We start from the raw sequence: 6,417 nt of genomic DNA, 5'->3' as shown, positions 1-6,417 counted from the left end.
GACAACGCTGGGGGTCCCCCCGGGCCGAAGGCCCAGGGGGAGAGGTGCCGTAGCTGTCGTCGCGGGCCCGACAAGATCGCCCGGACAGGACCTAGGGGTGTCTCAGGACCGGCGCGGCGGGCGCACCCCCCGCAGCGGCCAGTCCCCGCCGAGCGCGGTCGACAGCACCTCCTCCGACTCGCTGGGCCGCGCCCCCACGTCCGTCCGCACCGGTTCGGGACCGGCCACCACCCGGTTGGTGAGCCGCCCCAGCCCCTCCACCGCCACCTCCACCACGTCGCCCGGCCGCACCGGCCGCGAGTGGGCGGGGGTGCCGGTGAGCAGGACATCTCCGGGGACGAGGGTGATGGTGCGGGCGATGTCGGCGACGAGGTACTCCATGCCCCAGGCCATCTCATCGGTGGAACCGTCCTGGACCAGCTCCCCGTTGACGTACGTACGCAGGGACTTGCCCCGGTGGTCCCACTCCGTCACCAGCCCCGGGCCGAGCGGGCAGAGCGTGTCGGAGCCCTTGACCCGCAGCATCGAACCGGCGTCGGTGTCGCGGAAGTCATGGAGCCCGAAGTCATTGGCGATGGTGTGGCCCGCGATATGGGCCGGTGCCTCCTCCGGCGCGATGTTGCGGCAGGTCCGGCCGATGACCACGGCGACCTCACCCTCGTAGTTGAGCCAGTGGCAGCCCCCGGGGCGCACCACGGCGCCACCGTGGGCGTTGAGCGAGGAGACGGGTTTGTGGAAGTAGGTGGGCGCCGGGCCGAGGGTGGTCTGGAACTCCTCCACCCGGCTGCGGTGGTTGAGATGGACCGCGATGATCTTGGAGGGAACGACCGGCGGCAGATGCGCGGCGCTGTCGGCCGCCACCCGGCGCCCGTCCCGGGCCACCAGCCACTCCCCCTCGCGCACGGTCTCGACCACGGCACCGTCGAGCAGGATCCGTCGGTACTCGGGCATCAGCGCTCCTCTCACGCACGGGATACGGTTCCGCTCAGTCACGGAGTCACGCGTTACGGAGTCATGGAGGTCCCCGCCGCCCGGGGACCGGTCCACCCTCCGTCCGGGCGGTCGAACCAGAGGTGGATCTGTCCGGTGCCGATGGCGTTCTCGTACCCGCCGTACTGACGCGCCCGCGCGGTGCAGCGCTCCTCACCCAGCGCCCCGGCCAGCATCAGATAGTGGGCGAACCCGGCCTCCGGCCGGTACACGGCGAACTCGGGCATGGTCTCCAGCACCCGGTCGTGGCGCCCCTCCCGGAACCACTCGATCCGGCGCTGATCGGCCTCCCGGGCGCCCGCCGAGATGATGTGGGCGGGGTCGCTGGACTCATGGTCCCGCAGTTCGCGCAGTGGCCAGAAGGTGTGCGAGAGGGCACCGGAGGCGATCACCAGCACCCGGCGGCCCGGCGTGGCGGCGATCCCGTCGGCGAGGGCCCGGCCCAGCCGGAGGTGGTCCTCGCGGTCCCCGGTCTGACAGACCCCGATCCCGACCCAGCGCCGGTCGGGCAGGCCCGCGCCGAGATACCGCCAGAGGTTGACGGTGGCGTAGTGGACCGGGAGGAAGGGGTCGTCCACCGGAGTGATCCAGGTGCCGTGCTGCTCGGCGAACCGGGCCACGTTGTAGGCGAGTTCGGGATCACCGGACCAGTCGTACGGGACGCGCCGCATCCCGCGCGGCAGCTCGTCCGAGGTGAACAGGCCCGCCCGGGCCGGATGGGCGGTGATGACGAACTCGACGGTGGTGGCCCAGTGCGAGTCCAGCACCACGACGGTGTCATAGCCGTCGCCGTCGAAGACCTCGCGCCGCAACGCGCGCAGCCCGGTGACGAGGGTCAGCTCCCGCCCGTCGTTCAGCTCGCGCCGGGTCCGCTCCGGCAGGACCAGCGTCGGTACATGGGAGAGGAGCCCGGCCCCGGTGATCTCACCCATGGCCGCGCCACCCGCCCGGCGCCGTCACGGTGTTCTTGACGTCGCAGAAGAAGTCGAAGCTCCAGTCACCGCCCTCACGGCCGATCCCGGAGAGCCGGGAACCGCCGAAGGGCGCCCGCAGATCGCGGACGAAGAAGCAGTTGACCCAGACGGTGCCCGCGACCAGCCGGGCGCTGACCCGTTCGGCGCGCTCCCGGTCCCCGGTGGCGACGGTGGCGGCGAGTCCGTAGCGGGTGCCGTTGGCGAGCCGGACCGCCTCCTCCTCGGTACGGAAGGTCTGGAGCGTGAGCACCGGCCCGAACACCTCCTCCTGGACGATCTCGGCGTCCTGCGCCACCTCCGTGAGCAGGGTGGGCCGGTAGTGGAGCCCGCCGGGCAGCCCGGCGGGGCCGCCGCCGACCACGGCACGGGCCCCGGCCGCGAGGGCGCGCCGCACATAGCCGTCCACGCGCCCGTGCTGACGGGGATGGATCAGCGGGCCGATGTCGGTGCCCTCGTCCCGGGGGTCGCCCAGCCGCAGCCCCGCGACCCGTGTGGTGAAGCGGCGCAGGAAGTCCTCCGCGACGCTCTCCTCCACCAGCAGCCGGGTCGCGGCGAGACAGACCTGACCGGCGTTGTCGTACTGCTCGACGGCGAGCCTGACCGCGAGCTCGGGATCGGCGTCGGCGAAGACCAGCAGCGGCGAGACCCCGCCGAGTTCGAGGCTGACCGGGGTGAGATGGGCGGCGGCGGCCGTGGCGATGGAGCGCGCGGTGGGCACCGACCCGGTGAAGCTGACCCGGCGGATCCCGGGGTGGGCGGCGAGCGCGGCGCCCGCCTCGTTCCCGTACCCCTGCACCACGTTGAGGACCCCGGCGGGCAGTCCGGCCGCGGCGGCGATGTCCGCGAGGAGGGAGGCGGTGAGCGGGGACCACTCGGCGGGCTTGAGGACGACCGTGTTCCCGGCCGCGAGCGCGGGCGCGACCTTCCAGCTCGCGAGCATCAGCGGCGCGTTCCAGGGGGTGATCAGGGCGCACGGCCCGGCCGGGTCCCAGGTGATGTGGTGGGTGTGGCCCCGGGTGTCGAGGTCATCCCGGCCGAGGGAGAGCGGATGGTCGGCGAAGAAGCGGAAGTTGTGGGCGACGCGGGGCATGACGCCCCGGCGGTGGGAGCGCAGCAGGGAACCGTTGTCGAGCGTCTCGACGGCGGCCAGCTCCTCCAGCCGCCGCTCGACACCGTCGGCGATGGCGTGCAGCAGCCGGGCCCGCTCGGCCCGGCTGGTGGCGGCCCAGGCGGGAAAGGCGTCGGCGGCTGCGGTGACGGCGGCGTCCACCTCGGTGGCGGTGCCCCGGGAGAGCCGGGCGAGCGGGGCGCCGGTGACGGGCGATGCGTCGGTGAAGGTCTCGGCGGAGGCGACCCGGTGGCCGCCGATCCAGTGGCGGGTGTCGACGGGGGTTCCGGCGACGACGGCGGTGTGGGCGCTGGGCATCGGGCTCCCGGGGAGGACGGCGGGCGGGTCAGGAGACGCGGACGGGACGGCGGGCGCAGCGGAGGGGCGGCACGGGTCGGGCGCGGCACGGCGGGCGCATCAGCGGCGGCACGAGCCGGGCGCGGCCCCGCGGGCGCCTCACTCCGCCCCCGACGTGCCCCGCTCCAGCACCCGCCCGCCGTCCCACACCACCCCTACCTGCCGGTGGTAGGCCCCCAGCGGCTCGCGCACCTCCAGCCGGGCCAGTTCCTCCGTCGGCGCCTCGAACAGCTCCAGCTCCGCGTCCCCGCGCCAGGACGGGCCGCCTTCGACCCGGGCCGCCCCCGTCTCGACCAGTTCGTCCAGCGCCAGACCCCGGCCCTTCTCGATGGCGGGGAGCCAGCGGTGGTGGGCCATGGGGTGCGCGTTGACGAATCCGTGGTGGGGTGAGGGCTCGCGGAGCGTCACCACGGTCTGCGCCAGTCTGCGGTCGGCGGCCGCGAGTGTGGCGCCGAGCCGGGCGCCCGCCTCGATCCGGGGCGCGGGGCCGTACGGGTGGGGGCGGGTGAGGTGGATGGAGCCGAGTTTCTTGGGATAGCCCTGGTGCAGTCCCCGGGCGAGGGCGAAGTCCGTGTCCACCCAGATGTAGACACAGCGCGAGTAGGTGCGGCCCCGGTAGGAGCAGCGGACGACGACGAGGGTCTCCTTGTACTGGGAGCGGACCGGGTCGAGGAGTTCGTCCCGGGAGGCGGAGCAGGACTGCCAGTCCGCCCAGATGACGGCGACCGCGCCCGGGTCCTCGGCGGCGGGGGCGAGCGGCTCGGGCAGCAGTTCCCGTACCCGTGCCGGGTCGGTGCGGTACTCGACGGTGAGCAGATCGCCGGAGTAGTGCCAGGGCGGCGGCGGGATGAGCGAGGCGAGGCCGGTCGCCGTCTTGGGGTGGAAGTATCCGCGCGTCCTCGGCACGGCCGCTCCTCCCTGCGGAGATGGAGAAACCCAGAAGCACAGCAACACAGCAACACAGCGGTGGAGCGAGGGGCGGATCCGGTGGGATGCCGTGGCCCGCGCCATCGGGGAGTGGTTCCTCCCCGCCACCGGGGGGCGATGGCGGGGAGGTTCGTTTGAGCCCAAAAGATATCACCGGGCACCCGCGCGTCAACCCCCGCGACACTCACCGACACCCGTACCCGGAAGGCTTGTCAGGCCCACCGACGGCCCATACGTTTGACCCCAAACGGCCGTCAGGGAGCGCCGGAAGGGGAACCCGCCGTGCCCGACCACACGCCCTCCTCACCCCCCGCCCTCGCCGCCCGTCTGGCGGACGCCGGGGTCGATCTCGTCCGCGTCCTGTGGAGCGATCTCCACGGGGTGGCGCGCGGGAAGGAAGTCCACCTCAGCGAGGTGACGGCGCTCGGCAACGGTGAACTGACCTTCTGTCAGGCCCTGCTCGTCACCGATCTGGCCGGGAACCCACTGGAGCTGCCCGAGAGTTCTGGCGGCGGCTGGCCCGACGCCCGCGCGCTCGCCACGCCCCCCCGGCCCGCGCCCTCCCCCAGCCCACCGGCGCCCGCACCCGGCCCACTCCAACTCATCCGAAACGAGACCACCATGGATCTCCCGCGCTGGCTCGGTGAGGCGGTCCGCGCCCACGACCGGTGGGCGGCCGGATACGGCCCCTTCACCCCCCACCCCTCGCTCGCCGTCTCCGACTCCGCCTTCGCCGACGCCTTCGCGGAGTTCGGTGAACGGCTGACGGACAACTATCCGTTCTTCCACCCGCGCTACGCGGGCCAGATGCTCAAACCGCCGCACCCGGCCGCCATCGTCGGCTACCTCTCCGCGATGCTGGTCAACCCCAACAACCACGCCCTGGACGGCGGTCCCGCGACGGCCCGGATGGAACGCGAGGCGATCGAGGCGCTGGCCACCATGTTCGGCTTCGAGAACCATCTGGGCCATCTGACCACCAGCGGCACCATCGCCAATCTGGAGGCCCTCTACGTCGCCCGCTCGCTCCACCCGGGCCGGGGCGTCGCCTACAGCGCCGAGGCCCACTACACCCACGGCCGGATGTGCCAGGTCCTCGGCGTGGCGGGACACCCCGTCGCCACCGACGACCGGGGCCGGATGGATCTGGACGCGCTGGAGGAGACCCTGAGCACCGGCCGGATCGGCACCGTCGTACTGACCACCGGCACCACCGGCCTCGGCGCCGTCGACCGGGTCGACCAGGCACTGGCGCTGAGGGAGCGCCACGGTGTCCGGCTCCATGTCGACGCGGCGTACGGAGGGTTCTTCACCCTGCTCGCGGGCGCGGACGGCCCCGAGGGCCTGCCCGAGGGCCCCTGGCGGGCCATCGCCTCCTGTGACTCGGTGGTGGTGGACCCGCACAAACACGGCCTCCAGCCCTACGGCTGCGGCGCCGTGATCTTCGCCGACCCCGAGGTGGGGCGGTTCTATCTGCATGACTCGCCCTACACCTACTTCACCTCCGACGAGCTGCACCTGGGCGAGATCAGCCTGGAGTGCTCACGCGCGGGGGCGGCGGCCGCCGCCCTGTGGCTGACGTTCCGGCTGCTGCCGCCCACCCCCGACGGGCTGGGCCGGGTGCTGGCGGCGGGCCGCCGGGCGGCGCTGCGCTGGGCGGAGCTGATCGAGTCCTCGTCCGTACTGGAGCTCTACCAGGCGCCGGAGCTGGACATCGTCTCCTTCTTCGCGGTGACGGACCCGACGGCGTTCTCGGCGGTGGACTCGGCCTCGGAGCGCATTCTGCGGGAGGGGATGACGGACCGCGAGGACCCCGTCTTCCTGAGCACTCTGCGCGCCTCACACGCGGCACTGACGGCCCGCCACCCCACGCTCACGGCCGACGCGGACGGCGCCCGGATCCTGCGCAGTGTGCTGATGAAACCGGAGTCGGAGGACCAGGTGGAGCGGCTCCACTCCCGGCTGGAGAAGCTGGCCCACCCGGCCTGACCGCACAACACCCCCGCGACCACCGGGAGAACGCCCCTCGCCTCGAACGCGAGAGCGGGCCGCACCCTCGGG

General features: G+C 73.3%; 5 protein-coding genes. 1 reads left to right on the top strand and 4 read right to left on the bottom strand.

Annotated features, from left to right (window positions below; genetic code table 11):
• Window positions 1-102: 102 nt before the first annotated feature.
• From ACFVIM_RS31335 to ACFVIM_RS31320, 4 genes are all read right to left on the bottom strand, one after another.
• Window positions 103-951 (bottom strand): fumarylacetoacetate hydrolase family protein, encoded by an 849-nt coding sequence (locus ACFVIM_RS31335; protein ID WP_384308587.1) that lies wholly within the window; start codon window positions 949-951, stop codon window positions 103-105.
• 53 nt (window positions 952-1,004) lie between these two features.
• Entirely contained in the window at window positions 1,005-1,922 is a 918-nt protein-coding gene (locus ACFVIM_RS31330) for a catechol 1,2-dioxygenase (RefSeq protein ID WP_384308585.1), read from the bottom strand.
• Window positions 1,915-3,390, bottom strand: coding sequence for an aldehyde dehydrogenase (locus ACFVIM_RS31325; protein WP_384308583.1), 1,476 nt, complete (start codon window positions 3,388-3,390; stop codon window positions 1,915-1,917). The genes ACFVIM_RS31330 and ACFVIM_RS31325 overlap by 8 nt, the downstream gene beginning before the upstream one ends.
• A 138-nt stretch (window positions 3,391-3,528) precedes the next feature.
• Window positions 3,529-4,335, bottom strand: coding sequence for an acetoacetate decarboxylase family protein (locus ACFVIM_RS31320; RefSeq protein ID WP_384308581.1), 807 nt, complete (start codon window positions 4,333-4,335; stop codon window positions 3,529-3,531).
• Window positions 4,336-4,977: 642 nt separating this feature from the next.
• Between ACFVIM_RS31320 and ACFVIM_RS31315 the strand changes: the two genes are divergently transcribed.
• Complete coding sequence (locus ACFVIM_RS31315) at window positions 4,978-6,345, top strand: pyridoxal phosphate-dependent decarboxylase family protein (RefSeq protein WP_384308590.1); 1,368 nt, start codon at window positions 4,978-4,980, stop codon at window positions 6,343-6,345.
• Window positions 6,346-6,417: the final 72 nt, after the last annotated feature.

Source organism: Streptomyces sp. NPDC057638, assembly GCF_042800315.1.
In the GTDB taxonomy this organism is placed as follows: domain Bacteria; phylum Actinomycetota; class Actinomycetes; order Streptomycetales; family Streptomycetaceae; genus Streptomyces.
This window is presented reverse-complemented; position numbering and strand designations above follow the sequence as displayed.